We start from the raw sequence: 16,290 nt of genomic DNA, 5'->3' as shown, positions 1-16,290 counted from the left end.
GGTCCTTTCAACGTCCGGTAATCTTGTTGGCCAGCTTGGCCAGGGCCGAGGTCCGCACGCCGCCGGACCGGGCCTCTTGCGCGTCGGCGCGGTAGTAAAGCTGGTACATGCCGTGCACGCCCAGCCAGCGGAAGGGCTCGGGCTCCCACTCGCGGACCTTGCGGTTCACCCAGGGCAGGGTGACAAGCCCGGTATCGCGGCCGAGGATCAGGTCGGCCAGCGTCTGCCCGGAGAGGTTCGAGGTCGAGACACCCAGCCCGACATAGCCACCGGCCCAGGCCATGCCCGACTGCCGGTCAAAACCCACGCTGGCGCACCAGTCGCGGGGAACGCCGAGGACGCCGCACCAGCCATGTGCCAGCTTCAGGCCGGCGGCCTCGGGCAGAAGGCGGCGCAGGATGCCCTGGAGCTTGTCGATGGTCGCATCCTGGGTCTGGCCGCGCACGTCGGTCTTGCTGCCGAAGCGGTAGGGCACCCCGCGCCCGCCCATGGCGATGCGGTTGTCCGCCGTGCGCTGCGCGTAGGAATAGGTGTGCGAGGCATCGCCCAGAAGCTCGTACCCGTTCCAGCCGATCTGCTGCCAGACGGTTTCCGGCACCGGCTCGGTCACGACGATGGCGCTGTTCAGCGGCAGGATCTTGCGCGACTGGCCGGGCAGGCCGGGGGTGAAGCCCTCGGTCGCGCGGACGATCACCGGGGCGGTGACAGTGCCCCGGTTGGTGTGGACGCGGCCCTTCTCCATCCCGGTGACGGCGGTCTGTTCCCAGATCTGCACCCCCAGCCGTTCCACCGCAGCGGCAAGGCCGCGGACCAGCTTGGCCGGCTGGACCCTTGCCACGCCATGCGTGACCAGCGCGCCCACGGCGTCCTTGACCTTGATCCGCGCCCGCATCTCCGACCCGCCGATCATCTCGATCCGGGTTTTCGGGGTGCCCCAGGCGATCTCTTCCTCATAGGTCTCGCGCATCCGTTCCAGCTGCGCTGGGGTGCAGGCGACGGTCAGGCCATCGGTCGGCAGGATGTCGGCCGAAATGCCCTCAATCTCTGCGACGCGCATCACCTCGGCCACCGTGCCGCGCAAAGCGTGACCCATGGCGATCACGCCCTCGCGGGTGCCGCCCGCGGCCAGGTATTTCTCGCGGCTCCAGCTGAAACCGCCGGTCAGCCAGCCGCCGTTCCGGCCCGAGGCGCCGAATCCGGCGAATTCGCGCTCGACCACGGCGACGGAAAGGTCGGGTTGCAGGGTCTTGAGGTAATAGGCGGTCCAGAGGCCGGTATAGCCCGCGCCGATGATGCAGACATCGACCGAGCGATCGCCCGGCAGCGGCGGGCGATAGCCGGGGGTCCCCCCCATCTGGGCATACCAGAACGAAACATCCCCGTTGCGCGCGACGCTCGCGTTCATTTGTCCTCTCCCGATTGGGCCGCGAGGCTGCTGCCATCGTCGGCAAGCAGGCGGGCCTCGTGTTTCTGCCAGGCGACCTCGACCGGATCGCCCAGCGCGAAGTGGTCGTCCGCCAAGGTCATGCGGGCGATGCCGCGGGTGCCGTCGGCCAGCGTCACCTCGTATTTCACGCCCGAGCCGAGGTAGATCGCCTCGGTCACGCGAGCGGGAAGGCGGTTCGTTCCGGCAACCGCGCCTGTTCCGGGCCGGGCCAGGGTGATCCGCTCGGGCCGCAAAAGCAGAGCCTGCGGACCCGCGCCCGCCGGGCGGCCGGGAATGCCGACCCACTGGTCGCCCACCTTGATCGCGGTCTCATCGCCGCGCGTCTCATGCGCGCCGGTCAGCACGGTGGATTCGCCGATGAAGCGGCCGACGAACAGCGTCTCGGGCCGTTCGTACAGGTCGCGGCCCGAGCCGACCTGCTCGATCCTTCCCTTGTTGAACACGGCGATCCGGTCGGACAGCGCCAGCGCCTCCTCCTGGTCGTGGGTGACGTAGACGAAGGTCGTCCCCAGCTCGCGGTGGATGCGCTTGATCTCAAGTTGCAGCCATTCACGCAGCTTCTTGTCCAGCGCGCCCAAGGGCTCATCCATCAACAGAAGCGGCGGGTCGAAGACCATCGCGCGGGCGAGCGCCACGCGCTGTTGCTGGCCGCCCGAAAGCTCGGCCGGGTAGCGGTGGGCGAAGTCGGTCAGGTGCACCATGGCCAGCGCCGCCGCTACGCGCCGGGCGCGGTCGGCCTTGGGCAGCTTGCGCAGCTTCAGCGGGTATTCGACATTCCCGGCCACCGTCATGTGCGGGAACAGCGCATAGTGCTGGAACACGACGCCCACATTGCGCTTGTGCGCGGGCAGGTTGCCGACCGAACGCTCGCCGATCAGAATCTCGCCCGCCGTCAGGTCGGTGAAACCGGCGATCACGTTCAGCGTCGTCGTCTTGCCCGAGCCGGAGGGGCCGAGGAAGGTCATGAACTGGCCGGCCTCGATCTGCAGGCTGACCTTGTCGAGCGCGGTGAAAGTCCCGTAGGTCTTGGTGACGTCGCGGATGTCGACTGCAGCGCCGCGGTGTTTTGCGTCCATGTTCAGGAACGTCTCCGTCTTGTGCCAAGCCAGAGCCCGACAGCGATGGTGAACGAGGTCAGCACGAAGATCAGCGTGCCCACCGCGGCGACCGTGGGATCGGAATCGCGGGTCATGCTGGCGAATATCTGCACCGGCAGGGTCTTCAGCGTCGGGCTGTTGATGAAGAGGGCCACGATCACCTCGTCGAACGAGGTGACGAAGGCGAAGAGCAGGCCCGAAAGGATGCCGGGGGCGATCAGCGGCAGGGTCACCGTGAAGAAGGTGGTGATGCGCGAGGCGCCAAGGCTGGCTGCCGCCGTCTCAAGCCTGGTGTCGAAGACGGCAAGGCTGGCGCCGACGGCGATGATCACGAAGGGGATCGCCAGCATCGAATGCGCCAGCACGTAGCCCACCAGCGTGCCGACCATCTGGTGGTCCAGGTAGACGGCATAGATGCCGATCGCCAGCACCACGCCGGGCACGATCATCGGCGTGATCAGGATGGCGCGCAGGATGCCGCCGGGCCCGGCCTTCATCTTCGCTAGACCCATGGCCGCCAGCGTGCCGATCACCGTGGCAACCACCGCGACGATGGCCGCGATCTTCAGCGAGCTGACGATGCTGCCCGACCAGTCCGGGCTGTTCAGGATGTTGGCATACCATTGCAGCGAAAATCCGTCGGGCGGAAAGGCCAGCGATTTCTTCTCGGCGAAGGAGATCGGCACGATCACCAGCGTCGGCGCCACCAGCCAGAGCGCCACTCCGGCGCAGAAGATCCAGATCAGGATACGTTGCAGGCGGGTCACTTGCTGCCCCCGGAAATCTGATAGCGCCGGCGGGTGAAGCGGGCCGCGATGGCCAGCAGCACCAGAGTCGAGGCGAGGAGAATGACCCCCATGGCCCCGCCCTTGCCCCAGTTCAGCTGTTGCAGAACCTGTTGCTGCGCCAGCGTGGACAGCATGGTGGCCCGCGGCCCGCCCAGAAGCGCGGGCGTGATGTAGAAACCAAGGCCGAGGATGAAGACGATCACCGCGCCGCCGAATACGCCCGGCAGCGACAGCGGCAGGTAGACCTGGAGGAAGGCCAGCACCGGCCGCGCGCCAAGGCTGCGCGCCGCCTGCACAAGGCGCAGGTCGATGCCGCGCATGACGGCGTAAAGCGGCATGATCATGAAGGGCAGCAGGACCTGGGTCATGCCGATGATCACGCCGGTCTGGGTACGGATCAGCCGCACCTTCTCGAACCCCAGCGCCATGATGACCTTGTTGATGACGCCCGAGTCCTGCAGCAGGATCACCCAGGCCAGCGTCCGCACCACGCCCGAGACCCAGAAGGGGACCAGCACGCAGAGGATCAGCAGCAACCGCATGTTCGGCCCCACCGCCGTCATCAGCCAGGCGTAGGGATAGCCCAGCACGAGGCACAGGACAGTGACCCAGCCCGCGACCTCGAAGGTGCGCCAGAACACGGTCATGTTCACCGGACGGCTGAAGAACCAGGTATAGTTGCCAAGGCCCGGCTCGGGGTCGGTGAAGCTGCGGATCACCACCTGGAGGAGCGGGTAGCCCAGCGCAACCACAAGCAGAAGGATCGCGGGCAGCACCAGCCAGGCCGGTTGGCGGAGAAGCTTGGGCATCGCGGTACTTTCGGGCGGAAGGGCGGGGCCGTCGATGCGGCCCCGCCGAAGGGATCAGTTCCCGGCGATGAACTCGCCCCACTTGGTCTCGACCTCGTCGTAGTTCTCGATCCAGTAGGGGATGTTCTGCTGATAGCCCATCGCGACCTTTTCAGGCGTGTTGGTCAGCCATTTCTGCAGCAGCTCGTCCACCTGCGGCTGCGCGTCCTTGTGGATCGGCGAGTAGGAGGTCTGCTCGGTCATGATCTCCTGCGCGCGTTTGCCGATGGCGGCGTTGATCAGCGCATAGGAGGCGTCGGGGTCCTTGACGCCGACCGGGATCGTCAACTGGTCCATGACGACGATCCAGTCCTGCCAGACCGGCTCGTACTCGGCCCCGTTCTTCTGGGCGGCCATGGCGCGGCCCGACCAGGCGATGACCATGTCGGCCTCGCCCGATTCCATCATTTGCTGCGATTCCGCGCCGGTCTTCCAGAAGATCAGGTCTTCGCCCAGACCACGGAACTTGTTCAGCGCGCGGTCGACGTCGGCCGGGAAAAGCTGGTCCTTCGGCACGCCGTCGGCCAGAAGCGCGATCTCGACCAGGGTGGTGTCGGGCTCGGAATCGCCGGGCATCGCGCGGGTGCCGGGGAAGTTCTCGGTGTCGAAGAAATCGGCCCAGCCCTTCGGCGGGTTGTCGCCATAGGTGGACTTCTTGTACATCAGCACGGTGCCGTAGTTCATCGCCGGAACCGAACATTCGCCGACCTGACCCTCGGGGATGTTCGAGGTGTCGATCTTCGTCAGGTCCAGCTTCTGGAACAGCGTTCCGCAATAGACATAGGGCGTGAGCGTGCCGGTATCGACCACATCCCACTGCACGTCGCCCGATTCGACCTGGGCCTGGATCTTGGCGACCTCGGTCGGTCCGTCCGACAGCAGGGTGACGCCCGACTTGGTGACGAAATCCTGCAGCGAGGCGATCTGCCCGTCCTGGTAGATCCCGCCGTAGGAGACGAAGGTCAGCGTCTTGCCGGCCAGCGAGCCCTCGGCCACTTCGCCGGCAACCGGCGCGTCCTGGGCCTGGGCCGCAAGACCGATCGTCATCAACAGGCCCGCTTGCAGCGCGACCTTTGCAGTCCGTTTCATCAGCATCCTCCGTTGGTTGTCCTGCGCCCTTCTGGGTGCCATCGTTCTGTCCTTCGGCTCCCGAACCTGCCGCCTGACGTTCGCAGCCCGTTCAAGTAACTTTACACAGCGTAAAGAAGCGCTGTACACAAATCAAGCGGATCCTGAATTGAGAATTGACCGACGAAGGTTCGCACCCTACCTGCCGGCAAGCTGCCATGGCAGCGCCGGAACATCGGGTGCCGGCCCCCGGAACGGAGTTGACGATGGCGGAAACTGTCATGCCTGCTGGGGAAGACCCCGCCACGCCCGAGCTGGACATCCTGGCGCGACGGGTGAAGCGGTTCCGTCAGGCCCGGCGTCTGTCGCTGCGCCAACTGGGAGAACTGTCGGGAACCACGGCCTCGTTCCTCAGCCAGCTTGAACGGGGTGCGACGGGGGCCACAACCTCGACGCTGATGCGGATCGCGAATGCGCTGGACATCTCGATCGCCGACCTGTTCGACGACCGCCCCCGCTCGACCCACCGCGTCCTGCGCAAGGCCGAGCGGCCCTCCTGGCCCGAGGCGGCGGGCTATCGCAAGATGCTGCTCTCGCAGCGGCCGATCCAGGATTTCGAGGTTTTCGTCGGCGAGTTCGACGTGGGTGGCTCGACCGGGCCCGAGCAATACACCCACGGCGACAGCCATGAGATGATGCTGGTGATCGCGGGCGAGGTCGAGCTGCATCTCGCCGAGGAGATCCACAGGTTGTCGGAAGGCGACTGCATCGAATATGCCTCGTCCACACCGCATCGCACGGTGAACTGCGGGACGCGTATCGCCACCGTGCAATGGATCATCTCGCCGCCCAGCGGCTATGGCGCGAAAACCGCCTGACTTCAGGCGGCCACGGCGACCTCGACCCTGGCCTCCGGGAAGCTGGCGCAAAGCCCGTCCATCGCCACGCGGCTGTCCATCAGGCAGGCCGAAGTCGAAAGCGCATCGGCCAGCGCCGCCGAGGGGGCCGAGATCGAGACCGATTGCCAGGCCGAGCGCAGGGGACGGCCGGTTCGAGGGTCGAGGATGTGGCTGGTCACCCCGTCACCGCCGAAGGTCATGCCCAGCGGCGCCGAGGTCGCCAGAGCCCGGTCCCGCAGGCTGATCCCCCCGCCCGAGGCCAGCTTCACCGGCCAGTCGCCCTCGGGAAGGGCGCGCATCTCGCCGGTGTCGATCAGGGCGCGGGTCAGGCCGTGGCTTTCCAGAAGCGCCGCCACCCGGTCGGCGATGAAGCCCTGGGCGATGCCGTTCAGCGTCAGCGCCATGCCGGGACGCAGTGTGATCGCCTCGGGCGCAAGGGTCACGCCCTCCCAGCCGATCAGCACGCGGACTTGCGCCCGCTCGGCCTCGGTCAAGGACGTGCCGCGGGTCAGGGCCCCAGCCTCGGCCAGCCAGAGCGGCTGGACCGTCGGGTCGAAGCTGCCGCCGCTGGCACGATGCACCGAGGCGGCGAGGGTGAGGCAGTCCAGCAGTTCGAAAGGCGGCGCCTCGAGCCTGGCCTCGCGGTTCAGCCGGACCAGCGACGACTCGGGCCGATAAAGCGAGAACACCTGTTCCAGCCGCCGGATCTCGTCCATCGCGAGGGCGGCAAGGCGCGGGGCCTCGGGGTGCTGCAGGCGCAGCGTCACGGTCGCGCCCAACGCGATGCCGGTCTCGACATGCAGGTCGGGGCTGCGTCCCAGCGCCATCGTGGGCGCAAGGGCGGCGGAAATCGCGATGAAGCGGCGGCGGGTCAGCATGTCAGCCTCCAGTCTTGTCGGAGAGCGCCTTGAGGCGGCGGGAATAGTCGTCGTCGCCGCCGGCCTCGGGCATCGGGGCGATCACGGCGCTGTCGGGGATATCCTTCAGGCCCATCACATTGCCACCATGTTCTGCGGCAAAGGCCTGGGCATCGGCAAGTTCGGCAAAGGGCGCGATCTCGGGCGCGCCCATGCCACCGGGAAGATCGCCGCCCACGACATAATGCGCGGTGGTGGCGTCGATCCAGTTCGCAGCGCCCGGTTCCTGCCAGGTCGCACCTTCGGCACCCATGTCGCTGACATAGATGGCAAGGACCTTGTGCGTCTGCTCGGGCAGGCGGAGGTAGGCCACGGTATCGCTCACCTGGCTGAAGAACAGCGGCGCGCCGGGCAGGCCCTCGAGATGCACCTGCCCTTTCGGACCCTCATGCTCCAGCAGGTTCATCTGGCAGAAATGGCCGATGGTCTCGGGGGTGAGGGCGAGCGGGTCGGTGTTCTGCGCCACCTCGTCCTGACAGGCGGCAAGGGCAAGGACGAACAGCAGGGCGCGTTTCATGGCGTGACCTTTCGGAAGGCGGCAGCGGCCAGGGCGAGGGCGGCAAACGGCCAGATAAGGACGGAGGACAGCGATTGCCAGAGCGGGATGGCATCGGCCGCCCCGCCCACCCCGGCCGCGGCGGCGGTGGCGCCCGAGGCGGTGAGGTTGAACAGGCGGAAAGCGTCGGCCGGGTTGGCGAGAAGCGCGACGGGGAAGGCATCGGTGGTGAACCAGCCGCCGTTGTCCGCGACGATCGCCGAAAGAAGCGCGAGGTCGTAAAGGACGACAAGCCCCAGCCAGAGGCCGATCGCCAGCCCGGCCGCACCGGAGGGACGGCGCGAGAGCGCGGACAGCGCATAGCCTGCGCCAAGGAAGGTCGCGCCAAGCAGGACCGAGGACCAGCTGAGCCGGAACAGCGCGGGCAGGCCCGCAAGCGCGTTCTCGTCGGTGGCGATCGCCACGCCGGCGGCAAGGCCGTGGCCAAGAAGGACGGCCAGCGTCAGGATCGCCAGATGGGCGACCAGCTTGCCGAGCAGGATTTCCTCGCGCGCGATGGGATAGGCGAGGAGAAGCGACAGGGTGCCGCGTTCGGATTCGCCGGCGATGGCGTCGAAGCTCATCAAAAGGGCGAGAAGCGGGATCAGGTAGACCGAGAGCGAGGTCAGCGAGGCCACGGTGACGGACAGCCGGTCGACGCCAAGGCCGCCGGTGGGCGCGGACCCGGCCAGCGACAGGACCAGCGAAAAGACCGCCATCAGGACCAGCGCGATGGCGACCCAGCGGTTGCGAAGGGCGATGCGGAACTCGGTCCCGGCGGTGGAGAGGATCCGGTTCATTGCGCGCCCTGCTGGCTGAAATGGGAGTAGAGGTCTTCCAGGCTGGGCGGCAGGACCTCGAGGTCCGCCACCTTGTCGCCAAGCCCGGCGATGCGGCCCAGCGTCTCGAGCTTTTCGGTCTGGGCGCAGGTCAGGTGCAGTGCGCCGTCCACCAGGATCGCGCCGGGCAGCGCGCGGGCGATGTCGGGGGCATAGCCGTTGCGGGCGGTGACATGCATCGTCACCGGCAGGTCGGCCCGGCGGCGCAGGTCGGAAAGCGTGCCTTCGGCCACCAGGCGGCCCCGCGACAGGATCAGGATGCGGTCGGTCCGCGCCTCGACTTCCGTCAGGGCGTGCGAGGACAGCAGGATCGACGCCCCCTGCGCGGCAAGGTCGTCGAGGAGCGCATAGAACTCGCGCCGGGAAACGGGGTCGAGGCCCGAGGTCGGCTCGTCCAGCACCAGGAGGCGCGGGTTGCCGATCAGCGCCTGGGCGAGGCCGACCCGCTGGCGCATCCCCTTGGAATAGGTGCCGATCCGGCGGCGGGCGGCCTGGCCCAGGCCCACCTTCTCCAGCAGGCCCATGGCCAACGACGGGCTTTCGCCGCGCAGCGAAAGGTAATGGCGGATCTGTTCCTCGCCAGTCAGGGCCGGGTGGAAGGCCACGTTTTCCGGCAGATAGGCGACGGCACGGCGCGCGGCGGGCGAGCCGGGGGCCGCGTCGCAGATCGTGACCTCGCCGCCCGTCGCGGGAATCAGGCCGAGGATGATCTTCATCAGCGTCGACTTGCCCGCGCCGTTGTGGCCCAGGAGCGCCACCCGCTCGCCCGGGGCGACGGTCAGGCTGACCCCGCCAAGCGCGGCAAGGTCGCCGAACCGCTTAGTGAGTGCCGAGATCTTCAAGGTCGATGTCATCGTAACTGCCTTTTGCCCAGCGTCCGGCGACCTCTGCCTCCATGGCGGCGATGTCGTCGGGAACCGGGATGGTAAGGGGTTGCATCAGCGGGTGGCTGTCGGTCACGCCGCCCGGCAGGATCGCCGGGAACGAGGACTGCGACCAGCGCACCAGTTGCACGGCGGGAGAGCCGGTCAGCAGCGCGGCGGCGGGTTGCGACCAGAGGATATGGTCCATCAGGTCGTTCGGGCGATAGACCCCGTCAGCGATGCCGTCGCCATTGAGGTCGAAGGCGGGATGGTCGGACCAGTAGTTGCCGCGGCCCTCGAAGCTCCACTCCATGAAGCGGGTGCCGACGTATTTCACCTGCTCCTGGTTGGCGATGAAGGCGTTGCCGGTCAGCATGTTGCGCTCGGACCCGGCGGTGAAGTGGATGCCGATGCCGCAGTCCTGGAAGCGGTTGTTCGCGATCAGGTTCTTGTGGGCGTTGTAGATGAACAGGCACTTCTTCGTGCCGCCGCGCACCAGGTTGCCCGCCACGTCGGCGCTGTTGGCGAAGTTCAGCATCACGCCATGCTCGCGGTCGCCGAGGGAAAGGTTGTCCTTCACCACGACCCGGTTCGAGAACATGATGGCAAAGCCCAGATGGTTGCCGATCGAGATGTTGCCCGAAACCTCGGAATCATGGGTGTACATGTAGTGGACGGCGAAGCGCAGGTCGCGGAACAGATTGTTGCGGTAGGTCCCGGTCTTCGACGCGTTCGAGAAGATCCCGTCACGGCCCCAGCGGACGGAGTTGCCCTCGATCACGGTGCCGGGGCTGTTCCAGATGTAGATGCCGTTGCCGCGCTCGTTCATGCGCGGATTCTTGCGGCCCTCGATGGCGTTGCCGCGCACCAGGCTGTCCAGTCCGCCATGCACGTCGATGCCATGCATGTTGTCGGTCAGCCGGTTGCCCTCGATCCGCGCGCGGTCGGCGCCCTTCAGGATCTTGATCCCGGCGTCGAGGTCCTGGTTCACCTTGCCCGAGCCGGTGACATGCAGCCCGGTCAGGACCACATCGTCGGCGTCGATGGTGACGACGGACCCCTGCCCCTGCCCGTCGATGGTGGCCGTGCCGTCACCCTGCATCGTCAGGGTCCGGTCGATGGTGACGGGGCCAAGATAGGCCCCGCCAGAGAGGATGAGGACATCGCCGGGTTCGGCCCCGGCGATGGCTGAGGCAAGCGTGCCCTGGCCCGGCGCGACATGCACCTCTGCGGCCTGAAGCGGCGCCGAGAGCAGGACGAAAAGGGCGGTCAGGCACGCACGCATGGTCTTATGCCCCCGAGGGTTCCACGAACATCCGGCCGCGCATCTCCATGTGAAGCGCGTGGCAGAACCACTGGCAGTAGTACCAGTAGACCCCGGCATTCGCCGCAACGAAGGTGATCGAACTGGTCGCCTGCGGCCCGACCTCCATCGCGACACCGTGGTTGCCCATGGTGAAGCCGTGGGTCAGGTCGTCGATGTCATCCAGGTTGGTGACGATGACCGTGACCTCGTCGCCTTCCTTGACCGTGAAGCTTTCCAGCGCAAAGTTCGGCGCCTGGCTGGTCATGTAGACCCGGACCTTCTTCGGATCGTCCTTGTCGCGGATCACCATGTCCTGCCAGTCGTCCAGGTTCACCCCGTCCGCCTCGGCCTGGGCGCGGGTTTCGGCCCACATCTTGTCCTGACGGTCCCAGGTCGAACGGATGTTGGTCATCCGCGAAGCTGCAACGGCGATGGCGTCGTGCGGCTCGGCGAAGTTGGGGCCGTCGTGGACGATGACCATCTTGTCGCCCGAGATGTCGATCAGCTGGTCGTTCTCGGGTTTCAGCGGACCGACGTTCAGGAAGCGGTCCTTCGAGAACTTGCAGAGGCAGACCAGCCACTGGTTCTCGGCTTCCAGCGTCTCGCCCATCACGGTCTTGAGGTGGCCGGGCTGGTAATGCACGTCCAGCTTGTCCTTGATCGGGTCGATCTGCTCGCCCGCATAGGCCTTGATCGCGTCCTCGATGTTCCACTTCACCACCTGGCTGTCCAGGAACAGCGAGGTATAGGCGTTGCCGCGCCCGTCAAAGGCGGTGTGCAGCGGGCCGAGGCCAAGCTCGGGCTCGGCGACAACGGCGCTGCGCAGATCGACCTCGGCGGCGGGCTTCTCGAACAGGGCGTCGAACTTGGTCACGTCCAGCACGGTGACGGTGGGCGAAAGCTTGCCGGCAATGCAGAGGTGCTTCTTGTCCGGCGCCATGTTGCAGCCGTGCGGGTTGTTGGCGATCGGGATGTAGCGGGTGAAGTTGCTGTTGGCATCCTTGCGGCCGTCCAGCACGCGCACGCCGTTCAGTTCCTGCCCCTCGCCCGCCGCGACCGCCGCCTCGATGGCCGCGATGTTGAAGACGACGACGTGGTCCATCTCGGCTGCGGTCATGTCGGCCAGCGTCATGCCCATTTCCGAGTTGTAGCTGGTCGAGAAGGCCCACTTGCCCTCGTAGTCCGCGTCGCAGTTGTCGAGGTTGCCCGAGACCATCACCTGCCAGGCCGGCATCATCGCCTCGGCGTCGACGGCGGTGAAGATGTTCACATAGGTCGAGACATCCTGCATCGTGGTGCCGTCGTTGACCAGCGGCGCCTCGTCCTCGCCGTTGCAGAAGATGTACTTGGTCATCGGGGCCTTCTGCGGCCGCATCCCGTGGATCGCCTTGGCGTTCGGGATTTCCAGGATCGCGTCGGTCTTCATCACGTCGCAGCGCACCCGCGCGACGCGGGTGTTCGCCTTGTCGTTCATGAACAGGTACTTGCCGTCGTACTTGCCGTCGGTGAACGACATGTGGACGTGGTGCAGGTCGCCGTTGTCGTGGATCTTCTTGCCGTTGGCCGCGAGCTGCTTCTTCGTCTTCTCGGTCATCGTGCGCTGGTGGATGCGGATCGACTCATTGGTCTCGCCCCAGCCGGTGGCCGAGCAGCGGTTGAACACCGGAACCCGCATCAGCTCGCGCATCGAGGGGATGCCGAGGATGCGCATCTCGCCGGTCTGGCCCGAGGACCAGAAGCCGTAATGGGTGTCAAGCTGGCCGGGCGCGATGTTGAAGCCCTCGCCCGCGGCCAGGGCCGCGGTGCTGCCCAGCGCAAGCGCGCCGACACCCGCGCCGGTGCCCAGCGCCAGACGCCCGCCGCCGATGGCGCCCGCAAGCGCCGCACCGCCTGCGGTGGCCCCCAGAAGGCCGCGCCGCGTGATCCCCGAGATTGGTCGTTCAGACATGATCTGTCCCTTTCATTGTGCCGGTTGGGGTTTTGGTTGGTTCGGATGCCCGGAGATGTTCCGGGCCGGCGAAGCGGCGACAGCCTCGCGCCGCTTCAGCTTCTTGATGACCACCGGGCATTTGCTGGTGGACTGGTAGAGCACCTGGCAATGCAGGCAGTCGATGCACTCGTTCGGGTTGATCTCGCCCGTTGGGTGGATCGCCTGAACCGGGCATTCGTTGGCGCAGGTCTGGCAGGGGTTGCCGCATTCGCGGTACCGCTTCAGCCAGTCGAACATCCGTATCCGGGCCGGGATCGCCAGCGCCGCGCCCAGCGGGCAGAGATAGCGGCAGTAGAAGCGTTCGACGAACAGCCCCGCCGCCAGAAGCGCCAGCGCATAGGCGACGAAGGGCCAGGCGCGGACGAACTTCAGGATGATCGCGGTCTTGAAGGGCTCGACCTCGGCCAGATGCTCGGCCTGCTCGATCGACATGAGGCTGACGCCGAAGAGGCCGAGGAAGATCATGTACTTGACCGGCCAGAGCCTTTCGTGCAGCCCCCAGGGCAGCGTCCATTGCGGGATACGCAGCTTGCGGGCGATCTGGTTGGTCAGTTCCTGCAGCGCGCCGAAGGGACACAGCCAGCCGCAATAGGCCCCCCGCCCCCAGAACAAGAGCGCCGCCGCGACCGCGAACCACAGGATGAAGGTCAGCGGGTCCAGGAGGAAGGCCTGCCAGCTGAAGCCCGTCATCAACGAGCCGAACAGCGCCATCAGGTTGACGACCGAGAGCTGCGCATTGGCATACCAGCCCAGGAACACCAGGGTCACCGTCAGGAAACCCATGCGGAACCAGTAGAACCGGCGCTCGTAGCGGGTGGCGAAACCCTGGAAGAAGAACGCCAGCGTCAACACCGCCAGCATCGCGCCGGTGACCGCGATCTCAACCTTCTTGTCCAGCCAGATCCGCCGCCAGAGGGCCTGATGCGCGGCGCTTTCCTCTTGCGAAGCCACGGCCTCGGCCGGGCCGGGGATCGCGGCGGGCTCGGCCTGCGCGACGGGGCGCAGGTATTGCTGCGGCAGCTGGTAGCCAAGGTCGAAGGTGGTGAAGACCTTCTCGATCGGGCCGACCTCGCGATGGACCAGAAGCTGGATGCGGAAGGGTTTCGTCGGGTCGAAACCCACGTCCGAGGGGATCTTGAACAGGTCGGCCTCGGTGTACTCGGGCGCGCCCGCGGCCTGCACCGCCACCAGACGCTTGTGCATCTTGTCGCGGAAGCGGACCGAGACATCGTCCTGGATCAGCACGATCCGGTCGAAGATCCCGCCGCGCACATAGCCCGAACCCTTGAAGCTGTAGAGCCCGCGGCCCACCAGGACGATCGCGTTCTCGCCCGGCTGCAGCCAGGCGGCAAGGTTCGCGGCCTCGCCCTCGCCCAGGATCGCCTTGGCGATGGCGGGCTGGGTGACGAGGGCGGCCTGCATCTCGATGAAGGTGGTCTCGGGCGCCTCGGTCAGGGCGCGGGCGGTGGCACGCTCGTCGCCAAGGGCGGCGAAGGCCTCGTTGACCTGCCCCACGTCCAGCGACAGCCGCCGCAACGTGCCGTCGCCTTCCAGCGTCGTCCAGTCCGAGGCGGCCTTGGCCTCGGGGTTCAACTCGAAACTGGGGCCGGTGGCTGCGGCGTCGGGCTGCAGTCCTCCCAGACCCAGGGCGCGCGCGACCTTCAGCCCGGCACGCACGATTGAATCGTCGATGACCATGACCGTCACCGTCGCGCCCGAGATGATGTCGACATCATGCCCGGTGCCGCCCGACTGCGCCTCGGCCACGAGGTCGAGCCCGACATAGGCCTGGACCAGGGCGTCGATCTTGGCCTGGGGGATGCCGATCAGCACGATCGGCTCGGAATGCTTGACCAGCTTGAGGCCGGTGATCCGGGCGTCCTTGTCCACCGCGACAAGCGTGTGGATCGGCTTGCCCGAGTAGCCGGTGGTCGAGACGAAGTCCGAGGTGATGAAGGCCCAGCCCACCGTTTCGCCATCCTTCAGGACAGGTGCGACGGGGTGGGTGGCGTCCAGGGGACCGTAACCGTCAGCCTCGGGCACCAGCGTTTCGGCGGGAACTTCGGCCAGGTATTTGGTCAGGACGGGCTCGGCCAGGGCGGGAAGGCCGACAAGCGAAAAGAAGGCGACGATCAGGAAGCGGAGCAGGGTCATAGGGCAATCCGATGCTTTGCCGTCGCGGCCGGGGGGCCGCGGGGCGCAGGGAACAGGTGCGGTGTCGGAACGGAATCCGTCGCCGGATGCAGCGTTGCCACCGCCGGGACGACCCGGGCGACAAAGGCGACGGGCTGAAGCGGTGGGTCAAGCAGGACCGGGCCTGCGGCCAGGCAATCGGGACAGGTACGGCAGTCCTCGGCGGGATCGACCGGATTACCGCTCTGGTCCAGCCAAACGGTCGCGACATTGCCATGGGCGCAGATCACGGTCATCGTCCCCGCCACCGCGACACGCGCCGCACCCGGGCCGGCCATGACCAGCGCGAGGGCGACGATAAGCCCGGTGAGAAGGGTGGACAGCCGTTGCATGTGGCCTCCATGGCTGGAAGTCGCCGCCGAATCCTTGACCAAGATCAAGTTAGTCTTTTTCCGCGGCATGACAACCGCGAGATGATCCGGCAAACATTTGCAAAAAAAGGCTAAAGCAGCCGCATTGCACAGATCTCCGAACCGGCAGTTGCGGAAATCCGCCGTGCTTTTCGGTATACTTCGGACCTTGATTTGATATTTGTCAGTTGAGCCCTTGCTCTGACCGGAACTGGTAAGAGGTGACTTTACGTGCGTGCCGAAGATTTCGACGAGGTCCGGCGCCTGCCGCTGTTTCGCAGCATGCGGCCCGCCTCGTTCCAGGCCGTGATGCAGGGCACCTATGCCCAGCGGTTTCCTCCCCGGCTGGATCTGTTCCGCCAGGGCCAGGGCGCCGACTTCCTGCATGTGGTGCTTGAGGGCAGCGTCGAGCTTTTTGCCGATTGGCAGGGCGCCAGCACGACCATGGCGGTGGTGCGTCCCGTCGGGACCTTCATCCTTGCGGCCTGCATCCGCGACCTGCCCTATCTGATGTCGGCCCGGACACTCGAGCAGACCCGCATCCTTCTCGTCCCCGCCCCGGGGATTCGCGCGGTCTTCCGCGAGGATGCCGAGTTCGCAGTCTCGATCGTGGAAGAGCTTGCCGAGGCCTTCCGCTCGATGGCGCGGCATGCGAAGAACCTCAAGCTGCGCAACTCGCGCGAGCGGATCGCCGGCTACCTGCTGGAACAGTCCGAGCTTGCCGGGCGCGCCGACCGTTTCGTGCTGCAGGTCGAAAAGCGGCTGGTTGCCTCTTATCTGGGGATGACCGCGGAAAATTTCTCGCGGGCGCTTCGATCGCTTGCGATGGATGGCGTCGAACTGAAGGGCCAGACGGTGACGATCACCGACCGCGCAGCACTGGTCCGGGCGTGTCCCAACGACATGCTGATCGACGGCCCCAATCCCGATGCGACCGGCGGCGGCCTGACGCTGCCCCGGCCCGCACTCCCACGGGAACGGCGAAGGAAGGGGCGGCCGGGGCAGGGCTGATGCCTGGCGGCAACATCGGTAAAACAGTTGCGTGACCGGGCTGAAACACCGTCGGGAAGGACTTGATTCGGCAGGCGAAAGCCTTTGATCATGACAAGAGACTTCCGATGCATGCTGGAACGGCCGATCCGCACCCTGC

The 16,290-nt window shown here is 66.7% G+C and carries 15 protein-coding genes; 2 read left to right on the top strand and 13 right to left on the bottom strand.

The features are described 5' to 3' along the window. Positions 1-7 precede the first annotated feature (7 nt). From I7S92_RS18245 to I7S92_RS18225, 5 genes are read right to left on the bottom strand one after another with little or no spacing between them, the layout of a single operon-like run. Entirely contained in the window at positions 8-1,405 is a 1,398-nt protein-coding gene (locus tag I7S92_RS18245; RefSeq protein WP_197646941.1) for an NAD(P)/FAD-dependent oxidoreductase, read from the bottom strand. Beyond that, complete coding sequence (locus tag I7S92_RS18240) at positions 1,402-2,523, bottom strand: ABC transporter ATP-binding protein (RefSeq protein WP_197646940.1); 1,122 nt, start codon at positions 2,521-2,523, stop codon at positions 1,402-1,404. Before I7S92_RS18240 ends, I7S92_RS18245 begins: the two co-directional genes overlap by 4 nt. A gap of 2 nt (positions 2,524-2,525) precedes the next feature. Then, positions 2,526-3,311 (bottom strand): ABC transporter permease, encoded by a 786-nt coding sequence (locus tag I7S92_RS18235; protein ID WP_197646938.1) that lies wholly within the window; start codon positions 3,309-3,311, stop codon positions 2,526-2,528. Further along, the gene (locus tag I7S92_RS18230) at positions 3,308-4,141 is read right to left on the bottom strand and encodes an ABC transporter permease (RefSeq protein WP_197646936.1); all 834 of its coding nucleotides are present in this window, start codon (positions 4,139-4,141) and stop codon (positions 3,308-3,310) included. Before I7S92_RS18230 ends, I7S92_RS18235 begins: the two co-directional genes overlap by 4 nt. Positions 4,142-4,195: 54 nt before the next feature. Beyond that, positions 4,196-5,269, bottom strand: a complete 1,074-nt coding sequence (locus tag I7S92_RS18225) for an extracellular solute-binding protein (protein ID WP_197646934.1) — start codon at positions 5,267-5,269, stop codon at positions 4,196-4,198. 245 nt (positions 5,270-5,514) lie between these two features. Here I7S92_RS18225 and I7S92_RS18220 point away from each other — a divergent pair, with 245 nt between their 5' ends. Continuing rightward, positions 5,515-6,126, top strand: coding sequence for a helix-turn-helix domain-containing protein (locus tag I7S92_RS18220; RefSeq protein WP_197646932.1), 612 nt, complete (start codon positions 5,515-5,517; stop codon positions 6,124-6,126). 2 nt (positions 6,127-6,128) lie between these two features. On the opposite strand, the gene I7S92_RS18215 is transcribed toward I7S92_RS18220, so the two are convergent. From I7S92_RS18215 to I7S92_RS18180, 8 genes are read right to left on the bottom strand one after another with little or no spacing between them, the layout of a single operon-like run. Then, positions 6,129-7,025 carry an FAD:protein FMN transferase gene (locus tag I7S92_RS18215; RefSeq protein WP_197646930.1) on the bottom strand — a complete coding sequence of 299 codons (897 nt, stop codon included), beginning with the start codon at positions 7,023-7,025 and terminating at the stop codon, positions 6,129-6,131. A 1-nt stretch (position 7,026) separates the two neighbouring features. Next, complete coding sequence (locus tag I7S92_RS18210; RefSeq protein ID WP_197646928.1) at positions 7,027-7,581, bottom strand: nitrous oxide reductase accessory protein NosL; 555 nt, start codon at positions 7,579-7,581, stop codon at positions 7,027-7,029. Beyond that, positions 7,578-8,399, bottom strand: coding sequence for an ABC transporter permease (locus tag I7S92_RS18205; RefSeq protein WP_197646926.1), 822 nt, complete (start codon positions 8,397-8,399; stop codon positions 7,578-7,580). Before I7S92_RS18205 ends, I7S92_RS18210 begins: the two co-directional genes overlap by 4 nt. Continuing rightward, on the bottom strand, positions 8,396-9,292 hold the full coding sequence (locus tag I7S92_RS18200; RefSeq protein WP_197646924.1) for an ABC transporter ATP-binding protein: 897 nt from the start codon (positions 9,290-9,292) through the stop codon (positions 8,396-8,398). The genes I7S92_RS18205 and I7S92_RS18200 overlap by 4 nt, the downstream gene beginning before the upstream one ends. Continuing rightward, entirely contained in the window at positions 9,258-10,586 is a 1,329-nt protein-coding gene (locus tag I7S92_RS18195) for a nitrous oxide reductase family maturation protein NosD (RefSeq protein WP_197646922.1), read from the bottom strand. The genes I7S92_RS18200 and I7S92_RS18195 overlap by 35 nt, the downstream gene beginning before the upstream one ends. A gap of 4 nt (positions 10,587-10,590) precedes the next feature. Beyond that, positions 10,591-12,555, bottom strand: a complete 1,965-nt coding sequence (gene nosZ, locus I7S92_RS18190) for a TAT-dependent nitrous-oxide reductase (protein WP_197646920.1) — start codon at positions 12,553-12,555, stop codon at positions 10,591-10,593. A 12-nt stretch (positions 12,556-12,567) separates the two neighbouring features. Further along, positions 12,568-14,751, bottom strand: a complete 2,184-nt coding sequence (locus I7S92_RS18185; RefSeq protein ID WP_197646918.1) for a NosR/NirI family protein — start codon at positions 14,749-14,751, stop codon at positions 12,568-12,570. Then, the gene (locus tag I7S92_RS18180; RefSeq protein WP_197646916.1) at positions 14,748-15,122 is read right to left on the bottom strand and encodes a hypothetical protein; all 375 of its coding nucleotides are present in this window, start codon (positions 15,120-15,122) and stop codon (positions 14,748-14,750) included. Before I7S92_RS18180 ends, I7S92_RS18185 begins: the two co-directional genes overlap by 4 nt. Positions 15,123-15,371: 249 nt before the next feature. On the opposite strand from I7S92_RS18180, the gene I7S92_RS18175 reads away from it, so the two are divergent. Then, positions 15,372-16,151 (top strand): cyclic nucleotide-binding domain-containing protein, encoded by a 780-nt coding sequence (locus I7S92_RS18175; protein WP_197646915.1) that lies wholly within the window; start codon positions 15,372-15,374, stop codon positions 16,149-16,151. Positions 16,152-16,290: the final 139 nt, after the last annotated feature.

It is taken from the genome of Tabrizicola soli (assembly GCF_015999335.1).
GTDB classification, from domain to species: Bacteria; Pseudomonadota; Alphaproteobacteria; order Rhodobacterales; family Rhodobacteraceae; genus Tabrizicola; species Tabrizicola soli.
The sequence above is the reverse complement of the archived record's forward strand: the minus strand, read 5'-3'. Positions and strand labels throughout refer to the sequence as shown.

Excerpts from the sequence above, each read along its gene's own strand:
- I7S92_RS18245 (WP_197646941.1), bottom strand. The coding sequence starts at position 1,405 with ATGAACGCGAGCGTCGCGCGCAACGGGGATGTTTCGTTCTGGTATGCC.
- I7S92_RS18240 (WP_197646940.1), bottom strand. The coding sequence starts at position 2,523 with ATGGACGCAAAACACCGCGGCGCTGCAGTCGACATCCGCGACGTCACC.
- I7S92_RS18230 (WP_197646936.1), bottom strand. The coding sequence starts at position 4,141 with ATGCCCAAGCTTCTCCGCCAACCGGCCTGGCTGGTGCTGCCCGCGATC.
- I7S92_RS18225 (WP_197646934.1), bottom strand. The coding sequence starts at position 5,269 with ATGAAACGGACTGCAAAGGTCGCGCTGCAAGCGGGCCTGTTGATGACG.
- I7S92_RS18220 (WP_197646932.1), top strand. The coding sequence starts at position 5,515 with ATGGCGGAAACTGTCATGCCTGCTGGGGAAGACCCCGCCACGCCCGAG.
- I7S92_RS18215 (WP_197646930.1), bottom strand. The coding sequence starts at position 7,025 with ATGCTGACCCGCCGCCGCTTCATCGCGATTTCCGCCGCCCTTGCGCCC.
- I7S92_RS18210 (WP_197646928.1), bottom strand. The coding sequence starts at position 7,581 with ATGAAACGCGCCCTGCTGTTCGTCCTTGCCCTTGCCGCCTGTCAGGAC.
- I7S92_RS18205 (WP_197646926.1), bottom strand. The coding sequence starts at position 8,399 with ATGAACCGGATCCTCTCCACCGCCGGGACCGAGTTCCGCATCGCCCTT.
- I7S92_RS18200 (WP_197646924.1), bottom strand. The coding sequence starts at position 9,292 with ATGACATCGACCTTGAAGATCTCGGCACTCACTAAGCGGTTCGGCGAC.
- I7S92_RS18195 (WP_197646922.1), bottom strand. The coding sequence starts at position 10,586 with ATGCGTGCGTGCCTGACCGCCCTTTTCGTCCTGCTCTCGGCGCCGCTT.
- nosZ (WP_197646920.1), bottom strand. The coding sequence starts at position 12,555 with ATGTCTGAACGACCAATCTCGGGGATCACGCGGCGCGGCCTTCTGGGG.
- I7S92_RS18185 (WP_197646918.1), bottom strand. The coding sequence starts at position 14,751 with ATGACCCTGCTCCGCTTCCTGATCGTCGCCTTCTTTTCGCTTGTCGGC.
- I7S92_RS18180 (WP_197646916.1), bottom strand. The coding sequence starts at position 15,122 with ATGCAACGGCTGTCCACCCTTCTCACCGGGCTTATCGTCGCCCTCGCG.